Origin of the sequence: Nocardioides daejeonensis (assembly GCF_003194585.1) — a bacterium.
Classification (GTDB): domain Bacteria; phylum Actinomycetota; class Actinomycetes; order Propionibacteriales; family Nocardioidaceae; genus Nocardioides; species Nocardioides daejeonensis.
The window spans coordinates 1-20,519 of record NZ_QHKZ01000006.1; the positions used below are offsets into that span (position 1 = coordinate 1).

The 20,519-nt window shown below is 68.5% G+C and carries 22 protein-coding genes; 7 read left to right on the forward strand and 15 right to left on the reverse strand.

Annotation, left to right across the window (positions count from 1 at the left end; genetic code table 11):
• Positions 1-405: 405 nt before the first annotated feature.
• Entirely contained in the window at positions 406-750 is a 345-nt protein-coding gene (locus DNK54_RS15475) for an MGMT family protein (RefSeq protein WP_338036280.1), read from the reverse strand.
• 66 nt (positions 751-816) lie between these two features.
• On the opposite strand from DNK54_RS15475, the gene DNK54_RS15480 reads away from it, so the two are divergent.
• A complete protein-coding gene (locus tag DNK54_RS15480) occupies positions 817-2,352 on the forward strand; it encodes a sulfatase family protein (RefSeq protein ID WP_162602488.1) in 1,536 nt (511 codons plus the stop codon).
• 16 nt (positions 2,353-2,368) lie between these two features.
• On the opposite strand, the gene DNK54_RS15485 is transcribed toward DNK54_RS15480, so the two are convergent.
• Together DNK54_RS15485 and moeZ are read right to left on the reverse strand one after the other, a co-directional pair.
• Entirely contained in the window at positions 2,369-3,178 is an 810-nt protein-coding gene (locus DNK54_RS15485; RefSeq protein ID WP_476739117.1) for a formylglycine-generating enzyme family protein, read from the reverse strand.
• A gap of 141 nt (positions 3,179-3,319) precedes the next feature.
• The gene (moeZ, locus tag DNK54_RS15490) at positions 3,320-4,537 is read right to left on the reverse strand and encodes an adenylyltransferase/sulfurtransferase MoeZ (protein ID WP_110207919.1); all 1,218 of its coding nucleotides are present in this window, start codon (positions 4,535-4,537) and stop codon (positions 3,320-3,322) included.
• A 181-nt stretch (positions 4,538-4,718) separates the two neighbouring features.
• Between moeZ and DNK54_RS15495 the strand changes: the two genes are divergently transcribed.
• Genes DNK54_RS15495 through DNK54_RS15505 form a run of 3 tightly spaced genes read left to right on the forward strand, consistent with a single transcriptional unit; the run spans position 4,719 to position 5,901 of the window.
• On the forward strand, positions 4,719-5,348 hold the full coding sequence (locus tag DNK54_RS15495; RefSeq protein ID WP_239460128.1) for a TetR/AcrR family transcriptional regulator: 630 nt from the start codon (positions 4,719-4,721) through the stop codon (positions 5,346-5,348).
• Positions 5,349-5,390: 42 nt separating this feature from the next.
• Complete coding sequence (locus DNK54_RS15500; protein WP_110207921.1) at positions 5,391-5,612, forward strand: DUF3107 domain-containing protein; 222 nt, start codon at positions 5,391-5,393, stop codon at positions 5,610-5,612.
• 16 nt (positions 5,613-5,628) lie between these two features.
• Positions 5,629-5,901 carry a hypothetical protein gene (locus tag DNK54_RS15505; protein ID WP_110207922.1) on the forward strand — a complete coding sequence of 91 codons (273 nt, stop codon included), beginning with the start codon at positions 5,629-5,631 and terminating at the stop codon, positions 5,899-5,901.
• A gap of 29 nt (positions 5,902-5,930) precedes the next feature.
• On the opposite strand, the gene DNK54_RS15510 is transcribed toward DNK54_RS15505, so the two are convergent.
• From DNK54_RS15510 to DNK54_RS15520, 3 genes are all read right to left on the reverse strand, one after another.
• Positions 5,931-7,505, reverse strand: coding sequence for an MDR family MFS transporter (locus DNK54_RS15510; protein ID WP_110207923.1), 1,575 nt, complete (start codon positions 7,503-7,505; stop codon positions 5,931-5,933).
• Entirely contained in the window at positions 7,502-7,975 is a 474-nt protein-coding gene (locus tag DNK54_RS15515; protein ID WP_162602489.1) for a MarR family winged helix-turn-helix transcriptional regulator, read from the reverse strand. Before DNK54_RS15515 ends, DNK54_RS15510 begins: the two co-directional genes overlap by 4 nt.
• Positions 7,976-8,064: 89 nt before the next feature.
• Positions 8,065-8,778: a ferritin-like fold-containing protein gene (locus DNK54_RS15520; RefSeq protein WP_110207925.1), complete on the reverse strand. Its 714-nt coding sequence runs from the start codon at positions 8,776-8,778 to the stop codon at positions 8,065-8,067.
• 63 nt (positions 8,779-8,841) lie between these two features.
• Between DNK54_RS15520 and DNK54_RS15525 the strand changes: the two genes are divergently transcribed.
• Complete coding sequence (locus DNK54_RS15525) at positions 8,842-10,401, forward strand: DEAD/DEAH box helicase (protein WP_420846385.1); 1,560 nt, start codon at positions 8,842-8,844, stop codon at positions 10,399-10,401.
• 93 nt (positions 10,402-10,494) lie between these two features.
• Here the strand turns inward: DNK54_RS15525 and DNK54_RS15530 are convergent, their stop codons facing one another.
• Positions 10,495-11,121, reverse strand: coding sequence for a L,D-transpeptidase (locus tag DNK54_RS15530; RefSeq protein ID WP_110207926.1), 627 nt, complete (start codon positions 11,119-11,121; stop codon positions 10,495-10,497).
• A 5-nt stretch (positions 11,122-11,126) separates the two neighbouring features.
• On the reverse strand, positions 11,127-11,909 hold the full coding sequence (locus tag DNK54_RS15535) for a ParA family protein (protein WP_110207927.1): 783 nt from the start codon (positions 11,907-11,909) through the stop codon (positions 11,127-11,129).
• Positions 11,910-12,034: 125 nt separating this feature from the next.
• Here DNK54_RS15535 and DNK54_RS15540 point away from each other — a divergent pair, with 125 nt between their 5' ends.
• On the forward strand, positions 12,035-12,811 hold the full coding sequence (locus DNK54_RS15540) for an SDR family NAD(P)-dependent oxidoreductase (protein ID WP_110207928.1): 777 nt from the start codon (positions 12,035-12,037) through the stop codon (positions 12,809-12,811).
• Between the two features lie 30 nt (positions 12,812-12,841).
• Here DNK54_RS15540 and DNK54_RS15545 read toward each other — a convergent pair whose 3' ends face one another.
• The 3 genes from DNK54_RS15545 to DNK54_RS15555 are packed head-to-tail and all read right to left on the reverse strand — an operon-like array spanning position 12,842 to position 14,569.
• Entirely contained in the window at positions 12,842-13,459 is a 618-nt protein-coding gene (locus DNK54_RS15545; protein ID WP_239460130.1) for a MarC family protein, read from the reverse strand.
• A complete protein-coding gene (locus DNK54_RS15550; protein ID WP_110207929.1) occupies positions 13,447-14,334 on the reverse strand; it encodes a PHP domain-containing protein in 888 nt (295 codons plus the stop codon). The genes DNK54_RS15545 and DNK54_RS15550 overlap by 13 nt, the downstream gene beginning before the upstream one ends.
• A 52-nt stretch (positions 14,335-14,386) precedes the next feature.
• Entirely contained in the window at positions 14,387-14,569 is a 183-nt protein-coding gene (locus DNK54_RS15555; protein WP_239460131.1) for a DUF5302 domain-containing protein, read from the reverse strand.
• A 133-nt stretch (positions 14,570-14,702) separates the two neighbouring features.
• On the opposite strand from DNK54_RS15555, the gene DNK54_RS15560 reads away from it, so the two are divergent.
• Positions 14,703-15,356 carry a hypothetical protein gene (locus tag DNK54_RS15560; protein ID WP_110207931.1) on the forward strand — a complete coding sequence of 218 codons (654 nt, stop codon included), beginning with the start codon at positions 14,703-14,705 and terminating at the stop codon, positions 15,354-15,356.
• A gap of 100 nt (positions 15,357-15,456) precedes the next feature.
• Here DNK54_RS15560 and DNK54_RS15565 read toward each other — a convergent pair whose 3' ends face one another.
• The 4 genes from DNK54_RS15565 to DNK54_RS15580 all read right to left on the reverse strand — a co-directional run bounded on the left by DNK54_RS15565 (position 15,457) and on the right by DNK54_RS15580 (position 20,330).
• Entirely contained in the window at positions 15,457-16,656 is a 1,200-nt protein-coding gene (locus DNK54_RS15565; RefSeq protein WP_110207932.1) for an acyl-CoA dehydrogenase family protein, read from the reverse strand.
• Positions 16,657-16,784: 128 nt separating this feature from the next.
• Complete coding sequence (locus tag DNK54_RS15570) at positions 16,785-18,011, reverse strand: phospholipase D-like domain-containing protein (RefSeq protein ID WP_110207933.1); 1,227 nt, start codon at positions 18,009-18,011, stop codon at positions 16,785-16,787.
• 89 nt (positions 18,012-18,100) lie between these two features.
• Positions 18,101-19,219: a hypothetical protein gene (locus tag DNK54_RS15575; protein ID WP_110207934.1), complete on the reverse strand. Its 1,119-nt coding sequence runs from the start codon at positions 19,217-19,219 to the stop codon at positions 18,101-18,103.
• Positions 19,220-19,223: 4 nt separating this feature from the next.
• Positions 19,224-20,330 (reverse strand): hypothetical protein, encoded by a 1,107-nt coding sequence (locus DNK54_RS15580; protein WP_162602490.1) that lies wholly within the window; start codon positions 20,328-20,330, stop codon positions 19,224-19,226.
• Between the last annotated feature and the right edge of the window lie 189 nt (positions 20,331-20,519).

The window sequence follows — 20,519 nt, forward strand, 5'->3', positions numbered from 1 at the left end:
AAACAAACTAATTCGTCGACTATATATTGACACACTGTTGAGTTCTCAAGAATCACACACACCCACACCAACCAACCGCAAACCCGCGACCAGCGGCCCGTGAGGCAACCCGACCAAACTTACCCGAACCGATCAACCCAGTCAAACTGAGCCTCACGACCGACCAAGCCAGCCGAAACCTCCGCCAGATACCCGACCCACACAGGAGCCAGCCACCCAACAGAAGAAGAATGTCATCTAGAGCCGGGCGACCCGCCCTTCTGGGCGTTCCTCCCCGCCGCTCTCGGCGACAGGTGAAACATTAGGCGAACTTCGGGGAGAGTGCCAAATCGAACCGGCGTGACGGCGGCCACAGTGCTCGTCGCAGCCGCCTCCCTTGGCCTGCCTTCAGCACAAAGTGCCTGGTCAGAGGTGCTTTGAGGGTCTCTGGACGCTCGGCTCATGACCGGACTTCCGCAGGTCCACACGACCGCTGACGGTCAGCACCGTGCCTTCGTCGAGGTGGTGCAGGCGCGCCTCGTCCTCATGTCCGCGAGGAAGGCCGCCGTCCGCACGCACCACGCGCCACCAGGCGACCGCGGCGCCGTACTGCGCCATGACCCGTCCGACCTGGCGCGCTCCGCCGATGCCGGTCACCTCCCGCGCGACCGCCGCGAGGTCGCCGTACGTCGTCGCGTGGCCCGGAGGGATCGACTCGACAAGGGAGAGGACCGTCTCGACGTACTCCTCGTGGCTCGCCTTCACCGTCACCGTCGCAACCCCTCCGTATGCTGGCAAGTCCTAGTCAGTGTCCCCGATCGAACCAGAGGAACCCGCGTGCCGCAGCCCGTACTCCCCCGTCGTCGGTACCGGAGCCTCGGAGTGTGGGCGGTCAGCACCTTGATGCTCGCCGCGGGTCTCCAGGGATGCAGCGACGACCCACTGCCCGGCGACCTCGGAGAGCGTCCGTCCGCCACCGCCGAGCTGCCGACGCCCCGCGCGGGTGCCGCCAACGTCGTGCTCATCACCGCCGACGACATGGACGTCGACGACGTCGCGCACATGCCCCATCTCCAACGGCTCGTCGCCGACCAGGGAGTCACCCTCAGCGACGGCCTCGCGCCCACGCCGATCTGCGTACCGGCCCGGGCCTCACTGCTCTCCGGGCAGTACGCCCACAACCACGGCGCGCTCACCATCGAAGGACGCAACGGCGGATTCAAGTCCTTCCGCGACGACGAGACGCTGCCTGTCTGGCTGCAGAGCGCCGGTTACGACACCCTCTTCGTAGGCAAGTACCTCAACGGGTACGGCGTTAAGCGGAAGACCTACGTGCCTCCGGGCTGGTCGGACTTCCGGGCGAGCATCGACTTCACGACGTACAGCTTCACGGACACCGAGTTCAACGCGAACGGACGCGTCGTCAAGCCGGAGGGCTACAGCTCCGATCTCATCGGAGAGATGACCGGCGAGATGCTGGCCGAGCGTCCCGACAAGGAGCGGCCCTTCTACCTCTGGGCCAACTACGTAGCACCCCACACCGGCGGCCCCGACGAGTCCGACGACCCCAAGGTGGTCTTCGGCGACGATCCCGACGCGCAGCTGTCGACGACGTATCCAGCGGAGCGCCATCGCAACAGCTTCAGCGACGAGGAACTGCCCGACGTGCCGGAGATGTGGCAGGGGCCTGACGACAGCAGGTGGTCGAGCGAACCTCATTCGGAGAACTACCACGCGGCGATGCGCGAGGTGAACCAGCAGCGCATCGAGTCCCTGCAGGCTGTCGACGAGGCCATCCGGGACACCGTCCGGTCACTCCGCGAGGAGGGAGAGCTCGACGACACCTACATCATCGTCACCTCCGACAACGGCTTCATGACCGGGCACAACAACAAGATGGGCAAGCTGCTCCCCTTCGACAACTCACTGCGCATCCCCATCTTCATGCGCGGCCCCGGCCTTCCGAAGGGCGTGACGACCGACCTGGCCGTCACCAACCCCGACCTGGCCGTCACCATTGCCGCGATCGCAGGAGCGAAGCCCGCCCGGGCCGTCGACGGTGTCGACGTGCTCCCCTGGTTGGAGAAGGGTGAGACCGGACGGCGCGTGATCCCGATCGAAGGATGGCCGGTCGGCGGTGCCCGAGCCAAGGCCCGGATGTACTCGGGCATCCGCTACGGCGACCTCACCTATGTGAAGCCGCGCGGCGGCGACGCCGAGCTCTACGACCGACGGGTCGACCCGGGCGAGCTTCACAACGTCGCCGGCGACCCGGCGTACGCCGAGATCCTCGATCGGCTCGCCCAGTGGGACAAGCGCTACCGCGACTGTGCAGGCGACAGCTGCCCCCGGGAGCTCGAACCCGCAGAGTGAGGGGCCGCGGGGAACGTCAGGCGTCGGAGGCGCAGCGGAAGCCGATGTTGGCGGCCGAGGAGTCCGGGGTGTTGTGCGAGCGGGCAGCCACGCGGTAGCGGTGACAGTAGGAGTCGTGGCAGAGGAACGAGCCACCCCGCAGCACCCGGCTCTCGCCCGTCTCCGGTCCGATCGGGTCCGCCTCCGGCGACCGGGTGTAGTAGTCGGCCGCGAACCAGTCGCTGCACCACTCCCAGACGTTGCCCGCCATCTGGAAGAGCCCATAGCCGTTGGGCAGGAAGCTCTTCACCGGCGCGGTGGTGAGCCAGCCGTCGTCCTCGGTGTTGCGCGCCGGGAACTCGCCCTGCCAGATGTTGCACCGGTGCCGGCCGCCAGGCATCAGCTCGTCTCCCCACACGAAGCGGCTACCGACAAGACCACCGCGGGCGGCGTACTCCCACTCGGCCTCGGTAGGGAGCCTTCTCCCCGCCCAGGTGGCGTAGGCGGTCGCGTCCTCGTGGGAGAGGTGCACGACCGGGTGGTTGGAGCGAGCGCTCACGTCGCTGCTCGGCCCCTCGGGATGGCGCCAGTCGGCGCCGTCGACCATCAGCCACCACGGTGCGCCGGCCACAGCGCCGCGTACGGCACCGGGGTCGGCGAGCGCCAGGTGGAAGACCGCCGAGAAGCCCTCGCGCTCGGCGACGGTCCGGTATCCGGTCTCCTTGACGAAGGTCGAGAAGGCCGCGTTCGTCACGGCGACCGGGTCGATCCGGAAGGGGCGCAGCTCGACGTCGTGCACGGGCGTCTCGCCATCGGCCGGGTAGCCCTCGTCGAGGTGGTCCCCCATCGCGAAGCGACCGCCGGGTACGAGCACCTGCGCAGGACCGCGCCGCCGACGTCGTGACGACACCGGCGGCGCGGCCACAGCCGAGCCAGCGGGACGGGAGGGCGAGCAGCACCCACCGCTCTCGTTGCCAGACATCGTGAGTCAGTAGGAAGGCTGGCTCGGGTCGATCTGGTTCACCCATGCCACCACGCCGCCGCCAACGTGCACGGCGTTGTCGTAGCCGGCGCCCTTGACGATCGCCAGGCACTCAGCCGAGCGCACGCCCGACTTGCAGTGCAGCACGATCTGCTTGTCCGAAGGAAGCTGCTCCAGCGCACTGCCGTTGAGGAAGTCGCCCTTCGGGATCAGCACGGCACCCGGGATCCGGTTGATCTCGAACTCGTTGGGCTCGCGCACGTCGACCAGCAGGAAGTCGGACTCGCCGTCCTCGCGCTGCTTGAGCATGGCTGCCAGGTCGTGCACCGAGATGGTCGAGCCGGCTGCCGCGTCGGCGGCCTCGGTCGACACCGCACCACAGAAGGAGTCGTAGTCGATCAGACCGGTGACCGTCGGGTTGTCACCGCACAACGCGCAGTTGGGGTCCTTGCGGACCTTGAGCTTGCGGTACTCCATCTCGAGTGCGTCATAGATCATCAGCTTCCCGACGAGCGGGTCGCCGATGCCGGCGAGCAGCTTGATGCCCTCATTGACCTGGATCGAGCCGATGGCCGCACAGAGCACACCGAGCACACCGCCCTCGGCGCAGGAGGGGACCATCCCCGGCGGCGGCGGCTCCGGGTAGAGGCAGCGGTAGCACGGCGCCTCGGCGGAGTTGCCCTCCGTGTCGACAGCGTGCGGCCAGAAGACGGAGGCCTGGCCATCGAAGCGATAGATCGAGCCCCACACGTAGGGGATCTTCAGGAAGTAGGCAGCGTCGTTGACCATGTAGCGGGTCGCGAAGTTGTCGGTGCCGTCGAGGATCAGGTCGTAGCCCTCGAAGACCGAGAGGACGTTGTCGTTGTCGAGGCGTCCTTCGTGCAGCACGACGTTGACCAGCGGGTTGATCTCCAGGATCGAGTCACGCGCCGACTCCGCCTTGGAGCGCCCGATGTCGGACTGCCCGTGGATCACCTGGCGCTGCAGGTTCGACTCGTCGACCTCGTCGAACTCCGCGATGCCGATCGTTCCGACGCCTGCGGCCGCCAGGTAGAGGAGGGCGGGTGAGCCGAGGCCGCCGGCCCCGATCACCAGGACCTTGGCGTTCTTCAGCCGCTTCTGGCCGGCCATCCCCACGTCGGGGATGATCAGGTGGCGGCTGTAGCGACGCACCTCGTCGATGGTCAGCTCGTCCGCGGGCTCCACGAGCGCTGGGAAAGACACGGGGGATCTCCTCGATCGGTTCCTTCAGGGACGTCCCGTACAACACGGGGGTCGTCCTCCATGTTCCCCAGCCCGCCAAGGCGTGCCGACACCATCCCGTCATGCGGACGCTGCCGGCCTCCGGCAGCCTTGTAGGCTGCGGTGCGGCCGACAGATGATCGGCGCGGAGAGGGGCAGACGCGTGAGCGAGGAACCGGGACTGGTGGCGCCACGACCACGGGGCGGCCGGCTACCTCGACGTGCGCGCCGCGCCCAGTTGCTCGAGTCCGCGCTCGAGGTCTTCGTCGCGAACGGCTACCACGCCACCGGCATGGACGACATCGCCGACCGAGCGGGCGTCTCGAAGCCGGTGCTCTACCAGCACTTCCCCGGCAAGCAGGAGCTGTACCTCGCGCTGCTGGAGACCTCCTGCGACGCGATCATCGCCAGCTGTCGGCGTGCCCTGGAGTCCACCGAGGACAACAAACAGCGCGTGGCCGCCACGATGAGCGCCTTCTACGAGTACGTCGGCTCGGAGTCGGGCGCCTTCCGTCTGGTCTTCGAGTCGGACCTGACGAACGAGCCTGCCGTCCGTGCCCAGATCGACCGGGTGACGATCGACTGCGCGGAGATGATCACCGACGTCATCCGCGACGACACCGGGCTGCCGACCACCGCTGCCAACCTGCTGGCCGTCTCCCTGGTGGGAATGGCCCAGGTCAGCGCTCGGTTCTGGACCGATGACCCGGGCGGACTGGGCCGCGACGAGGCGAGCGCCTTGGTCGCCGGCCTCGCCTGGCGCGGGATCGCCGGCTACCCCAAGCACGACTGACGCATCCCGGAACGGGAGCGCCACGACAGGAAAGGAAGGCCCATGGAGGTCAAGATCGGAATCCAGCAGGCGGCACGCGAGCTGGTCCTCGACGTGGACGAGAAGGCTGCCGATGTTCAGCGCCTGGTCGCCGAGGCGGTCGGCTCCGACGGCGTGCTGACCCTCACCGACGCCAAGGGGCGCACCGTCCTGGTGCCGGCCGGCCGTATCGCCTACGTGGAGATCGGCTCCGGCTCCGTGGGCCAGGTCGGCTTCCGCTCCTGAGGTAGCGGCCCCGGCCATGAAGCTGGACGACCTGCTCTTCGCGCTCGTCGGCGGCGTGCTCATCGGATGCGCTGCCCGGGCGCTGTGGCCGACGCTGGCGCTCTGGGCGGGGATCCTGCTCGCGACCGTGGGAATGATCGGCGGGACGATGATCTATCTCGACGTCCTCCAGTTCGCCGCGGAGACCCCGAACGTCGACTGGTGGCGGCACTTCTGGCAGCTCGGCACCGGCATCGCGCTGGTCAGCGCCGTTGCGGCGCTGACCAGACGCCTCCCGTTCCCCCGCTGATCGCCCCGGAACGTGTTGAATACGCGTTCTCAGGCGTCCTGCGGTGCCTCGGCCTGGTCCACCTTCGCGACCGTGGTGCGTAGTTCGGTGCGGGGCATCCGCCAGATCGCCAGGAACGTCACCACCGAGAAGACCGCGGCGATCACGAAGATCACCCCGATGTCGTCGCCGTAGGCGTGCCGGATCGCCTCCGCAGCCAACGCAGGCATGTGCTCCAGGTCGAGGCCGCCTCCCTGGGCCACCTTGGCGGCCTCCTCGGGGCTGAGCCGTCCACTCACCACGAGCTCCTTGATGGAGGCCGACGAGGTGTCGGCCACCCGGTTGGTGAGCACGGCGCCCAGGGCGGCGATGCCGATCGTGCCGCCGAGCGACCGGAAGAAGCTGACCACGCCGCTCGCGGCACCGATGTCGGTCACGTCGACGGTGTTCTGCACGACCAGGACCAGGTTCTGCATCAGCGCCCCCTGCCCCAGCCCCATCAGCACCATGAAGAGGCTCAGGTGCCACATCGGGGTGGTGTGGGTGGTCGGGCCCATCAGCACGAGGCCGGCGAACAGCGCCACCGTGCCGACCAGCATGACCGGCTTCCAGTGGCCGGTGCGCGTGATGATCTGGCCAGATGCCGTCGCGCCGACGAGGGAGCCGAAGATCAACGGCAGCATGAGCAGCCCGGCCTCGGTCGGCGAGTAGGCCTGCGCGGTCTGGAAGAACTGGCTCAGGAAGACCGAGCTGCCGAACTGGGCGATGCCGACGGCGATGCTCGCGACGATCGCGAGCATGGTCGTGGTCTCCAGCAGGATCCGCGGCGGCACCAGCGGCTCGGGGTGCTTGCGCTCCACCAGGACCGCGGCCACCAGCGCCACCAGGCTGCCCCCCAGGAAGAGCGCGGTCTCGGTGGAGAGCCAGTCGTAGTTCTGACCGGCGAACGAGACCCAGACCAGCGGGAGCGAGGCGGCGACCGAGATGAAGACCGCGCCCCACCAGTCGATCTGCACACGGCGGCGTACGGTCTCGAGGTGCAGGAACTTCTGCAGCACGGCCAGGCCCGCGATCGAGATCGGCACCGCGGCGAAGAAGCACCAGCGCCAGCCGGCGAGGTCCACCAGGACGCCACCGAGCAACGGGCCGGAGACCGTCGCGACCGCCATCACCCCGGCCATGTAGCCGGAGTACCGACCGCGTTGACGCGGCGGGATGATCGTGCCGAGGATCGCCTGGCTCAACGCCATGAGGCCGCCCACGCCGAGGCCCTGGAGGGCACGTGCGGCGAGAAGCTGCGGAACGCTGTGCACCAGTCCGGCGGCGAGCGAGCCGAGCAGGAAGATCAGGCCGGAGAGCTGGACCAGCAGCTTCTTGTCGAACAGGTCTGCCAGCTTCGACCAGATCGGGCTGGAGACCGTCATGGCGAGCAGGGTGGCGGTGACCACCCAGGTGTACTGGGTCTGCGAGCCGTCGAGGTCGGCGATGATCGTCGGCAGCGCGGTGCTCACGATCGTGGAGCTGAGCATGGCGACGAAGAGCATCGCCAGCAGGCCGGCGAGCACTTCGAGGATCTCCCGATGGCTCAGCGCGTTGGGTTCGGTGGACGAGGAGGTCTGTGTCATGAAGCGGTGCCTTCGAGCTCAGTGCTGGGAGTACAGGGGTTCAGGGAGCCGTGCAGCTCCTCGAGGATCCGGGCGGTTTCCGCGATGTGCGCGTCGTCCCAGCCCTCGAGGCGGTCGGCCAGGAAGGCCACGAATCCGGCGAGCAGCTCGGCCAGCCGAGCGCGACCGGCCTCGGTGATGTCGAGCAGGTCCGCACGCCCGTCGGCCGGATCCGTACGCCGGGTCACCAGCCCCTCGGCCACCAGGGACGTGAGCTGCCGGCTCACCACGGACGGCCCGACCCCGAGCCGGTCGGCGACCGCGCCCGGGCGCTGCGCGCCGTGCTCGACGAGCTGACGCAGGAGGGCGACGTCGGAGCGACGCAACCCCTCGACCCGGACCACCTCGCGATGGGCGAGGGAGCGGATCCCTCGCGTCAGGGAGAAGAGTGCAGTGGTCAGCTCCTCGATCGCGGCATCACGCGTCGACAATTGATTGACCATGGCAATGATTTCATCACGCAATCATTGCCTATGTCAAAGAGATGCCGGGCGATGCTGATCACATCGCCTCACGGCGCTCAGTGCGCGAGACCGAGCTCCGCCATCCGCGCCGCGTGACGCTCGGTCAGCCGGCTGAACATCCGCCCGAGCGCGGCCAGGTCCATCCCCGGGCGGTCCACCCCGCCGGCCAGCAGCGCCGAGAGCGCGTCCCGCTCCGCCGCCACGCCCTGCGCCTGGGTGAGGGCCTCCCCCATCAGCCGGCGACCCCACAGTGCCAACCGTCCCGACACTCGCGGATCGGCTTCGATGGCCGCGCGCACCTTCTCGACCACGAACGCACTGTGCTGCGTCCGCTCGAGGGAGCTGAGGATCAGCTCCCTGGTGTCGACATCCACGAACGCGGCGATCTCCCGGTAGAAGTCGCGGGCGAGCCCATCGCCGACGTACGCCTTGATCAGGGACTCGAGCCAGTCCGACGGCGCAGTGTGGCGGTGGAACCGGTCGAGGGGCTCACGGAACGGCGTCATCGCCTCGAAGGGGTCAGCGTCCATCTCGACAAGCCGGTCGCGCAGCCGCAGCACATCGGCGAACTCCGCGGTCGCCATGGTCGCCAGCGCGACCTTGTCCTCCAGGCTGGGCGCCATCCGGGAGTCCTCGGCAAGCCGCTCGAAGGCCGACAGCTCGCCGTAGGCGATGACCGCAAGCAGATCGACGACCGCCGCTCGGTACCCCGGATCGGAGAACGCGATGGACGTCGTGGCGGGCACCTCACCGGATGACGATTCAGTCATGGATGCAGGGTACCGATAGGCTCGGGGTGTGCGTGCCACGTGGTGGCACCCCCCGGCGACGCCCTGCGTCACATCGCGGCCGACGCCGGCGCATGTGCGCGGTCGCCCGTTGAGTCGGCCGCCAGACCTACTCAAGGAAGCGAACTTCATACCGTGACCACCTTCAGAGAGCTCGGGGTGCTCCCCGAGATCGCCGATGCGCTGGAACGCGCCGGCATCACCACTCCGTTCCCGATCCAGGAGATGACCCTGTCGGTCGCGCTGATGGGCACCGACCTGATCGGCCAGGCCCGCACCGGCACCGGCAAGACCCTGGCGTTCGGCATCCCGGTCCTCCAGCGCACCGTCGTCCAGCACGACCCCGACTACGTCGAGCTCGCCCAGGGCAAGCCCCAGGCACTCGTCGTCGCCCCGACGCGCGAGCTCGCTCTCCAGGTCTCCTCCGACCTGGAGCTGGCCGGCAAAGACCGCGGCGTACGCGTCCTCACCGTCTACGGCGGCGTCGGCTACGAGCCGCAGCTCGAGGCACTGGAGACCGGTGTCGACGTGGTCGTCGGCACGCCGGGCCGGTTGATCGACCTCGCCCAGCGCAAGGCGCTCGACCTCAGCCACGTGAAGAGCGTCGTACTGGACGAGGCCGACGAGATGCTCGACCTGGGCTTCCTCCCCGACGTGGAGAAGCTCCTGTCGAAGACCCCCGAGACCCGGCAGACGATGCTCTTCTCGGCCACCATGCCGGCCGCGATCATCGCGCTGGCCCGCAGCCACATGCGGCACCCGATGAACATCCGCGCCGAGTCGCAGGACGAGAACCAGACCGTCCCGGCCACCGCCCAGTTCATCTACCAGGCCCACGACCTCGACAAGCCGGAGATCATCGGCCGGGTCCTGCAGGCCGACGACGCGGAGAAGATCATCGTCTTCACCCGCACCAAGCGTCAGGCGCAGCGGGTCGCCGACGATCTCGCCGAGCGCGGGTTCAAGGCTGCCCCCCTGCACGGCGACATGGCTCAGGTCGCACGCGAGAAGGCCCTGAGCCGGTTCCGCGAGGACAAGCTGCGCGTGCTGGTCGCCACCGACGTCGCAGCCCGGGGCATCGACGTGGCGGGGGTCTCCCACGTCATCAACTACACGTGCCCCGAGGATGACAAGACCTACGTGCACCGCATCGGCCGGACCGGTCGCGCCGGCGCGACCGGTGTCGCGATCACCTTCGTCGACTGGGCGGACGTGACGCGCTGGAAGGTCATCAACAAGGCGCTCGACCTGCCCTTCGACGAGCCGCAGGAGACCTACTCGACCTCTGAGCACCTCTTCACCGACATCGGCATCGCCCCCGGCACGAAGGGCCGGATCGCTGCCCCGGCCGCACCCCAGGAGCGCGAGCCCCGGGAGCGCAAGGAGCGTCCGAAGCGGGAGCGGAGTCGCACCCGCACGCGCTCGGGTCGTCCCGTCGACGACCACGCCCCGACCGCCACCCCCGCGAGCGGACCGGAGAGCTCCACCGAGGACGCCGAGGGTGCCGCTGCCGACGCTCCGAAGCGCCGGCGCCGCCGTCGTCGCAAGCCTGCCGGCGCTGCCGAGGCCGGTGGCGCGCCGGAGGCCGTCACTGCCGACGCCTGAGGCTCAGCCGAGGCTCTGAGCGATAGTCCCTGATGCTCTGCAGGTGAAAGTCGACTTTCACCTGCAGACGTCAGGGACTGTCCCGTTGTGGGGTCAGGGGACGACGACGACGGTGGTGCCGAGAGGAGCGAAGTCCCAGAGGGCGACAGCGTCCTCGGGACTCTGCCGGATGCAGCCGTGGGACTGCGGGGTGCCGAGCTCTGCCTCCGTCTGCAGGGGGCGGCCGCCGCTGACCGGGATGTCGTGGAAGCCGATGGCCGCCCGGGCCCCGCGGGTGAAGCGCACGAAGTGCCGCATCGTGCCCGAGTCGTCAATGCCCCAGGCCTGTTCGGAGCGCGAGTAGACCGCATACGTACCGGGCTGCAGATTGTCGGTGAGGCTCCCGGAGACCAGGTAGGTGCGCTCGACGCGGTCGCCCTCGCCGACCAGCCACACCCGCTGGCTCTCCTCACTGAAGACGACCCGTCGTCCTTCGCCGGAGTCCTCAGGCAGGGCATCGGTGGGCAACGGCTCCAGCACCGTCACCGGCGCCCGCGCGCTGCCCTGGGTGCGGGCGGGCACATCCGCCGGCGCAGGAGCCGTGATCGCCGCCGTCACCGGCGGGGTCGCCTGCGGCGGGACCAGCCCCACGCCGGCACCCACGACCGCCCCCGTGACCAGGACGGAGGCGACCCCGATCCAGAGCCGGGAACGACCTCGAGCAGCACGGTGTCGAGCCATCGACCTCAGCGACCCTGGGTACGGCGGGCAAGCAGCGCGGTGGCAACCTCGCGGTAGGCCGCCGCTCCCTTGCTGTTGCGACTCATGGCCAAGATGGAGCGGCCCGCGGCCGGCGCTTCGGCGAACTTGATGGTCTTGGGGATCGGCGGCTCGATCACCTGCAGGTCGTAGGTCTCCGAGATCGTCTCCAGGACCCGGCGGGCATGGTTGGTCCGCCCGTCGAAGAGCGTCGGCAGGACGCCCCAGACCTCGAGCCCGCGGTTGGTGAACCGGCGCACGTCATGGACGGTGTCGAGCAGCTGTCCGACACCGCGATGCGACAAGGTCTCGCACTGCAGCGGGATCAGCACACCGTCGGCAGCAGTCAGCGCGGCAACCGTCAGCACGCCGAGTGACGGCGGGCAGTCGAGGAGCACCCAGTCGTAGCTCTCGCCGGCCTCGGCCAACTGCTCGAGGGCGCCGCGGATCACGTGCTCGCGGCCGGTCCGGGTAAGCAGATCCGCCTCGGCCCGAGCCAGCTCGATCGTCGCCGACAGCAGGTCGACCCCGTCATCGGTCGTGACGATGACCTCGCGTGGGTCCAGCCCCTTGGTCAGCACGTGATGGACCGAGAGCTCCAGATCCTCGGGGTCGATCCCGAGGGAGAAGGTCAGGCACGCCTGCGGATCCAGGTCGATCAGCAGCACCCGCTGGCCCAGCTCGGCCAGGGCAGCACCGAGGGAGGCCACGGTGGTGGTCTTCGCGACCCCACCCTTCTGGTTGGCGATCGCCAGCGTTGTCCCGGTCATCACGCCCCATCATGCCCGACTCGACCACGTTTCGACCATGTGGCCTGCGGCTTGGGACTCCTCGACGGTCCCTACGCCGACACCCCCATTTGCACATCGCCGTGACCCCGCTGAATGCTGATGGCATGACCACCTCACTCCACCCCGGCACCGCACTGGTGACCGGCGCCACCGCCGGGATCGGCCACGAGTTCGCCCTGCAGCTGGCGCGTGGCGGCCACGACCTCGTCCTCGTAGCCCGCGACCAGGACCGTCTGGAGCGCGTCGCAGCAGAGTTGCGCGAGCGACACGGTGTCGCCGTGGAGGTGCTCGCGGCCGATCTGGTCGACCGCGAGCAGCTGACTCGCGTGGCCGACCGCCTCCGCGACGCCGAGCACCCGGTCGACCTGCTGGTGAACAACGCCGGCTTCGGCCTCAAGCAGCGCTTCCTCGACAACGACATCGAGGCCGAGCAGCAGATGCACGACATCCTGGTCACGGCCGTGCTCCGCCTCTCGCACGCCGCGCTCGGCGCCATGGTCCAGCGAGGCCGCGGCAGCATCGTCAACGTCTCGAGCGTGGCCGCCTTCCTCCCCCGTGGCACCTACAGCGCCGCCAAGGCGTGGGTGAACAGCTTCAGCGAGTGGGCGCACAACGAGTACGCCGCTGACGGCGTCCAGGTGATGGCTCTGTGCCCCGGGTTCGTGAAGACCGAGTTCCACGCGCGGATGGAGGTGAGCCGCGACTCGGCCCCGGGCTTCCTGTGGCTGGAGGCCGAGCAGCTCGTGAGCGAGGCGCTGAGCGACCTCGAACGCGGCCGCGCCCTCTCGGTGCCCAGCAAGCGCTACAAGGCGATCGTCACCGCCACACGCGCCGTCCCGCGCGGACTGCTGCAGCGCGCACAGTCCCTCGGCAGGCGGTAGGGACCGCCGGCCCCTCGCCCACGAGCCTTCTCAACCCTCGCCGGAGATGAACGCGCGGACGGCGTCGGCGACCATCTGCACCGCGATCGCGGAGAGCAGTAGGCCGGCGATCCGGGTGATCAGCATGACGCCACCGTCGCGGATGAGCTTCAGGATGCGCAGTGAGAACCGCATCGTCAGCCACAGCACGACGTGGACGGCGACGATGCCGATCACCAGAGCGGAGACCGACGCGAAGTCATCGGCACGCTGGACGAACAGCATGGTCGCGACGATCGCCCCCGGCCCGGCCAGCAGCGGTGTGCCCAGCGGCACCAGCGCCACGTTGGTCTCACCGGCCCCCACCGGATCCTTGTCGTAGCCCATCAGGAGCTCGAGCGCCACCAAGAGCAGTAGCAGCCCGCCGGCAGCCTGTAGCGCCGGGATCGAGATGTGCATGTAGCGCAGGATCCCGTGGCCGAAGAGGGCGAAGAGGGTGATCACCAGGAAGGAGACGACCACCGCCTGCCAGGCGGCACGCTTGACGGTCGCAGGCGCACGCCCCGCCGTCAGGGAGAGGAAGACCGGGATGGTGCCGGGCGGGTCCATGATGACGAAGAGCGTCACGAAGACCTCGGTCAGCATGACCACGTTGATCACAGCGTCCACGCGTACTCCTCCTGCACCGGCCGCCCGGTCGCCCTCCGGGCCGCGGCGGCCCGCTCCATCAGTCGCTCGAACTCTGTTGGTGCCGTGGTGTTGCACCCGAGGCCGTGACCCTCCTTGCCGGCTCCGTGGTGGTCGCTGGAGCCGGTGATCACCAGGCCCAGGTCACCGGCGATCCCGCGCAGGGTGCGGCGTACGTCGGGGGTGTGGTCCTCGTGGTCGACCTCGATCCCGGCCAGACCGGCCTCGGCAAGCGCCGCGATCCGCTCCGCCGTCAGGTACGGCGTCCGGGTCCGTCCCCACGGGTGGGCCACGACCGTGACTCCACCGGCATCGCGCACCACGCCGATCATGGTGGTCAGATCCGCTGCGTACCGGCGCACATATCCCGGCCGGCCGGCGGAGAGCCACCGGTCGAAGGCCTCGCTCCGGTCCGCGACCACCCCGCGCGCGACCAGGGCATCCGCCACGTGGGGCCGTCCGAGCGCGGCCGGCACCCCGGCAACGGCGGCGAGCACGTCGTCGATCTCGATCTCGACCCCCTCCGCCTGGAGCTTGGCGATGGTGGCGGGCAGGCGCGCATTGCGGCCCTCGAGGACAGCCGCAAGCTCAGCAGCCAACGCCGGGTGCCGTGGATCGGGCAGGTAGGCGAGCAGATGCACCCCGTGCCCGTCGAGCTCGGTGCTGATCTCCATCCCGGGCACCACCCGGATGCCGACCTCGGCGGCGGTGGCGACAGCCTCGGCCCAGCCCGCGGCCGTGTCGTGATCGGTCAGTGCCATCACGTCGAGGCCCGCATCGGCGGCTGCTCGGACGAGCCCGGCCGGAGGCTGAGTACCGTCGCTCACGTCGGAATGCGTGTGCAGATCGATCCTCACCCGCAAAGATTACGGCCTCCGGCCGGGAGACAGAAACTCTTGCGGCCCCTCCTCAGGAGCCGCCGCCACCTGCCTTGCGGCGATGCATCCGGGGACCACCGCCGGAGACCTCGGAGCCGTGCGCCTTCTCCCGCGCCGGACCGTCCTTGTGCACCCCCTGCTCGTGATCGTTCTTGCGTTCGAGCGCCTCGCGCATCTTGGCCTTGAGATCCTCGTTGTTGCCGGGGCCGGTCACGGCATGCTCCCTTCGACGACGGGTTGTCCCTCCCACCATGGCATCGCTGCCACACCGGTGCCAACCGAATTCACCGCGTGCAGCCGCCGAGGCGGGGTGCCCCTGGGAGCCGGGCAACAGGTACCTTGCGGGCATGAACCGTTCTCGCCCGACCGCCGTGCTTCTCGCTGCAGCGCTGACGTGCACCTCACTGCTCGCCGCCTGCGGAGGCGACGACAAGGAGGAGCCGGAGGCGAAGCCGAGCGAGTCCGTCTCGGTCGAGCCGACGCCGACCGCCGTCACGGAGGAGGCCACCGCGACGCCGACCGAGGTCGAGTTCGGCAAGCCCGCCAAGGGCGTGCGGATCAAGGGCAACAGCTACGTCTACGTCGTACCGGTCGGCTGGATCGACAACACCGCCGGGGCGCGGGAGGTCAACAGCGAGATCGACACCTCGGGCGCCGAAGCCGACGGCGCCGACGGCTTCCGCAACAACGTGACGGTGACCAGCATCGTCGCGACGGGTGGCAACCTCGACGACCTCGAAGCGGATCTGACCGTGCAACTCGGCGATGTGGCGAAGAACCTCGAGCAGTTGCCGCGGATCCTGCTCGACGGACGCGAGATGGCGCACCACGAGGGGCTGATGAGGGCGAAGCCGGTCAACTACCTCCTGGACCAGTACGCCGGGATCGACGACGAGGGCCAGGTCACGGTGATCGCCTTCGCCTACGCCCGCAACGTTCCCGTCAAGGTGCGCACCCGCACCACCCACTCCATCCTGGCCAGCTGGACCTGGCAGCCCTGACCCGACCGGGCGGCGTACGCCGCGGAGCACAGCAACGGGGGTGGGTCCCGTCGGAACCCACCCCCGTTGCTGTGTCGGCGTCCGTGTGGCGCCGTGGGCGTCAGCCCTTGAGCTTGTAGTCCTTGAGCAGCGAGCGGCCGATGATCATCTTCTGGATGTCGGAGGTGCCCTCACCGATCAGCATGAACTTGACCTCGCGCATGATCCGCTCGATCTCGTACTCCTTGGAGTAGCCGTAGCCGCCGTGGATGCGGAAGGAGTCCTCCACGACCTCGTTGGCGTACTCCGAGGCGAGCATCTTGGCCATGCCGGCCTCGACGTCCATGCGACGGCCGGTGTCCTTCAGCCGGGCCGCCCGCACCATCATGTTGTGCGCGGTCTCGACCTTGGTCGCCATCTCGGCAAGGCGGAAGAGCACGGCCTGGTGCTCGGCGATGGGCTTGCCGAACGTGTGCCGCTGCTGGGCATAGGCGATGCCGAGCTCGAAACCCCGCCAGGCCAGGCCGCAGGCCCGCGCCGCGACGTTGACACGGCCGACCTCGACACCGTCCATCATCTGGAAGAAGCCCTTGCCGGACTCGCCACCGAGGATCTGCTCCGCAGCGATCTGGTGGCCCTCGAACACCATCTCGGTGGTGTCGATGCCCTTGTAGCCCATCTTGTCGATCTTGCCGGGCACCGTGATGCCCTGCGCGACCTCACCGAAGCCAGGGGTCTTCTCGACCAGGAAGGTCGTCATGTTCTTGTAGACCGAGTCGGCACCCTCGTCGGTCTTGGTGAGCACGGCCACCAGGGTCGAGGAGCCACCATTGGTCAGCCACATCTTCTGACCGGTGATCGCATACGAACCGTCGGCGTTCTTGACCGCCTTGGTCGCCACCGCGGAGACGTCCGAACCCAGGCCGGGCTCCGACATCGAGAACGCACCGCGCACCTCGCCGGTGGCCATCCGGGGCAGGTACTTCTGCTTCTGCTCCTCGGTGCCGTGCTTCATCAGCATGTAGGCGACGATGAAGTGGGTGTTGATGACCCCCGAGACACTCATCCAACCGCGCGCGATCTCCTCGACGCAGAGCGCGTAGGTCAGCAGCGACTCACCGAGACCGCCGTACTCCTCGGGAATCATGATCCCGAAGATGCCGAGCTCCTTGAGCCCCTCGACGATCTCGGTCGGATACTCGTCGGCGTGCTCCAGCTCCTGAGCGACCGGAATGATCTTCTCGTCGACGAACTGGCGCACCGTCTTCAGGATCTCCTCCTGAATGTCGGTCAGCCCCTCCGTCTGGCACAACTGGCCCATCTGTCCACCTTCCACGTCGTTGCCGCGCACAGAGGGCGCAGGCCCGCGATGATGTTAATGACCTCTCACCTCTGGCAGAACCCCGAAGCCAGGGTGAGACGGGCCACAACGTCTGTCAGGGGGCCGGATCAGTCGTTCTCCCACGCCGGTCCGCCGGGCTTCGGCGGCGGCGCCAGCCGGGCCGGAATGCCGCGGCCGTAGTCGATGTACTTCGCGAGGTGCGAGCGGTTGCGCCAGATGTAGTTGAAGTTGGCGTGGTAGTCGCGGAGCACTCCGTTGCCCTTGATCCGGAAGATGATCTCGTCGCCGCGGAGGCCGGAGTTGCCCCAGTTGCTGGAGCCCGTCCACGTGTAGCGGGCGTCGCGCTGCTTGCCCCAGTGTCCAGCGACGGTCAGCACCTTGAGGTGACCGTAGAGGTCGATCAGGCCGTCCTCGTTGGTGTCGTAGCCGTCGATGTGCACCGGCAGCGCCCCGCGCTTGGTCTTGCGCGCGAAGACGTCACGCACCGGCTTGCTCGCCATCCCGTACATCACCTTGACGTCGCAGCCCTTGGCGTAGAGCGAGCGGACCTTCTCGGCCAGCCAGACGCCGCGGGCGGTGTTCCACGCGTGCATGTTGACCCGCACCATCGTGCGGCCCTTGACTCCGCCGGGCGATCCCTGGGCAGTGGTGCACTTCACCTTGTTGAGCGCCGTCATCATCGGGTCGTTCTTGGCGCTGAAGTTGGGGTAGGGCAGCACCTGGAGCTCGTACTTCTTGCCGAGCTTGCGCTTGTAGTACTGCGGCTTGGCCTTCTTGTCCTTGCGCAGCTGGTTGAAGAGCTCGACGAAGGCGTCGTAGACCTTCTTCTTGTCCTTCATGACGTAGAGGTCGTTCCACTGGTTGACGGCCGCGTTGGCGGTCAGGTTGGTGGAGCCGACCATGACCACGTTCTTCACACCGGCGGTCTTGGAGAAGAGGAAGAACTTCGAGTGCAGGTTCTCGTAGCCGGTACGGCAGCCGTGCTTGCAGCGGTAGGCGAAGTTCCGCTTCTTGGGGTTCTGCCCGAGCCGCTTGTAGAGCCGACGTGCCGCGAGGCTGAAGTTGTGGTCGTGGTCGTTGAGCAGGATCTGGACACGCACGCCTCGGTTGCGGGCCGCGATCAGGGCGTCGGTGACCGGCTGGCGGTCGTAGGAGAAGAGGGAGAAGCGGATCTTCTCGCCCTTCTTGGTGGCCTTGATCGCCTGCAGGATCTGGTTCTCGACCACCCACTGCTGCGCCAGCACCGGGCCCTGCGGCACGTTGAAGAACGCACCCTGCTTGGGCGCCCACTTCTTGTTGTTGGCCAGATTGTTGGTCTGGGCCGGCGGATCCATGGGGTTGGAGTTCGGACCAGCGGCCAGCGCTGGTGCCGCAAGCGTCCCGAGAACAAGCGCTAAGGCGCTCCCCCAAGCGGCGATGAGCTTCACGACGGTCCCTTCCCCCGGCCGAACAAAATCTTTGGGAACCCTACACGCGGGGGTTGTGCATTCACGACTTCCAACTCCTGCTGGAGCGCTTTGTAGGCGCGATTCCGAGAGCGCACGTCTGTGAGCATTGCGGCGATTGTCTGCGTGCTGACGTGCAGCAGCTCCGCATCTGCAACGTCATCGGGGTGGCGCAGCTCCGGCAGTTCCACCGGCGGGCGAAGGGCGTCGAGGTCGCCCCGCACGTCGTACGCCGACGCCTCGAGGAGACGCACCGCCTCCTGGGCTCGCGCGACGAGCTCGGCCCACCGCTCCGGTCCCGGGCGGAACCGTTCCCGGCTGTTCGGCATCACGCCGCTGTGTGCCAGATAGCTGCGGATCCAGTGACTGCGATCACCGGCACTGTTGAAGTCGACCAACTCCGCGTTGATCCGCCGGAGCGCCTCGACCTCGACCACGCCGAGGCTGACGTTGGCCGCTTCCTCCGGCGCAGCCAGATGCAGGGGCGAGACCTCGAGCAGGGTCAGGAACCGCTCCCAGATCTCCTCGCGGCGGGTGTGGTCGACCCGCATCGGCAGCACGTGCACCCGTTCGCTCGGCACCACCGAGCCCCAGCGGCGCAGGACGTCGGCGAGGTCGTACGCCGACCATCCCCACTCGTCGTGCGGATCCGGGTCGCGCGGAGCCAGGAACGAGTCGATGGCACGCTGGCCGCCGTTCTTCACCCACTCCTGCCACAGCGACGGCGCCAGCTCGGTGAGCACGCGGGCGGTGATGACCACGTGCAGCTCCACGTCGGCCAGCGACTCGACGGCACGCCGGATGTGGTCCTCGGTCGCCGGCGCGAAGAACTCGTGGCTGATCACGGCCGTGCCGCCAGCCCAGGCCCGCACCTCGTCGACGAGATCCTGCCAAGGGTGGGCGACGTCACCCGAGCGACGGGCGAGCTTCGGGTCCTCACGAAGGTCGAGCGAGGCGATCAGGTGTCGCCGACGGTGCCGTCCCGGCACCAGGAGTCCACGCCTGCCGAGCTCCTCCTTGTGCGCCCAGAGCCCGTCCTGGAGGAACGTGGTGGCCGTCTTCAGGAGTCCGATGTGGAGGAACACGCGCTCGGTCATGCGATCAACCCCAGCCGTGTGCCCGGCGCAGTCGGCCAGCGACCTCGGCCACCGCCGCCGTTCGCTCCTGGGGCAGCGGAGAAGCGCCCGTCTCGGGGGCCAGGTGGTCTCCAAGTGCACGCAGCGCACGCTCGATCTCGGCCTCCGCCGGCGGCGGGCTCACACGCGGCAACGCGCCGGCGTCGGCCTCGACCGGAAGCTCGGCGAGCTCGCCGACGAAGCGATGCCCGCGCTCGGTGATCAGGCTGTGCAGCTGAGCGTTGCGAGCGGAGGCGAACTCGGCCGTACGGCGGTCGAGCTGCGGCTTGCTCTCCTGGGCACGCAGCGGCGCCAGCACCTCGTTGATCAACGGCCTCATCACGGACCGATAGGCGCGGGGGCGCACGTCGTCGAGATGCTCGTTGAGCAGGCGCAGCACCTCACAGCTGCCATAGCCGACCGATGCATTGTCGCGGGTCTCCTCGAAGGAGACGCGGGTCTCCGGCAGGCCGGCTGCGGCGACGAAGCGGCGCCAGAGCAGGTCCCGGGGTGCGTCCGGCCCGGGGACGGTCACCAAGGTGATCCGATCGGCGGGCACCACGCTCGACCAGCGGCCGAGGATTCTCTCGAAGTTCTGGGCGCGCTCGAAGGTATGCCGTGCCCGGTTCTGCGTGAGGGGACGCCAGCGGCGCTTGGCCCTGATGTGGGCCTGGTAGTCGGACCACGAGTCGGTACCGAAGTTGCGGGTGTAGGTCTGCCACTGCGCCGGCACCACCCGGTGCAGGTCGCGCACGGTGAGGACCACCTCGACCTCGATCCCCTGCAGCGGTTCGAAGAGCGCCTCCAGATGGCGCGGGGCGGCGAAGCTCAAGAACTCCATCGACACGACGCCGGTCTGCTCCGGGTGCTGGCGCAGCTCCTTGACCAGCGCCCCCCACTTGCGCCGGTTGCGCTTGGGGCGACGCGGCAGGTCGAGCACGTCTCGGACCGCTCGCGACTGCGCACCGAAGCGGCCCCCGAGGAAGCGCACGCCGTCCTCCTCGAGTGCCTCCACGTGGGCGTTGAAGACGGACTGCAGAAAGCTCGTTCCGGTCTTCATCGCGCCGATGTGCAACACCAGACGCTGCGCCATGTCCACCCCTGAACGTCTCGACCGTTGAGCGCCGGAAGTCTATCCGGGCGGGGCCGCCGGGCTGCGGGAGGCCGTGAGGCGAGGCAATCGGAAGAACATCTGTCACTCCTGTCACATCTGTGACACACTCGCTCCGACCTGATGAATTGCCGGAACCTCGGCGCGTCGCCGAGGACTTCCCAGCTTGGA

Coding starts and splice junctions, on each gene's coding strand:
- DNK54_RS15485 (WP_476739117.1), bottom strand. CDS start 3,178: ATGGGGGACCACCTCGACGAGGGCTACCCGGCCGATGGCGAGACGCCC.
- DNK54_RS15500 (WP_110207921.1), top strand. CDS start 5,391: ATGGAGGTCAAGATCGGAATCCAGCAGGCGGCACGCGAGCTGGTCCTC.
- DNK54_RS15505 (WP_110207922.1), top strand. CDS start 5,629: ATGAAGCTGGACGACCTGCTCTTCGCGCTCGTCGGCGGCGTGCTCATC.
- DNK54_RS15510 (WP_110207923.1), bottom strand. CDS start 7,505: ATGACACAGACCTCCTCGTCCACCGAACCCAACGCGCTGAGCCATCGG.
- DNK54_RS15520 (WP_110207925.1), bottom strand. CDS start 8,778: ATGACTGAATCGTCATCCGGTGAGGTGCCCGCCACGACGTCCATCGCG.
- DNK54_RS15530 (WP_110207926.1), bottom strand. CDS start 11,121: ATGGCTCGACACCGTGCTGCTCGAGGTCGTTCCCGGCTCTGGATCGGG.
- DNK54_RS15535 (WP_110207927.1), bottom strand. CDS start 11,909: ATGACCGGGACAACGCTGGCGATCGCCAACCAGAAGGGTGGGGTCGCG.
- DNK54_RS15540 (WP_110207928.1), top strand. CDS start 12,035: ATGACCACCTCACTCCACCCCGGCACCGCACTGGTGACCGGCGCCACC.
- DNK54_RS15560 (WP_110207931.1), top strand. CDS start 14,703: ATGAACCGTTCTCGCCCGACCGCCGTGCTTCTCGCTGCAGCGCTGACG.
- DNK54_RS15565 (WP_110207932.1), bottom strand. CDS start 16,656: ATGGGCCAGTTGTGCCAGACGGAGGGGCTGACCGACATTCAGGAGGAG.
- DNK54_RS15570 (WP_110207933.1), bottom strand. CDS start 18,011: ATGGATCCGCCGGCCCAGACCAACAATCTGGCCAACAACAAGAAGTGG.
- DNK54_RS15575 (WP_110207934.1), bottom strand. CDS start 19,219: ATGACCGAGCGCGTGTTCCTCCACATCGGACTCCTGAAGACGGCCACC.
- DNK54_RS15580 (WP_162602490.1), bottom strand. CDS start 20,330: ATGGCGCAGCGTCTGGTGTTGCACATCGGCGCGATGAAGACCGGAACG.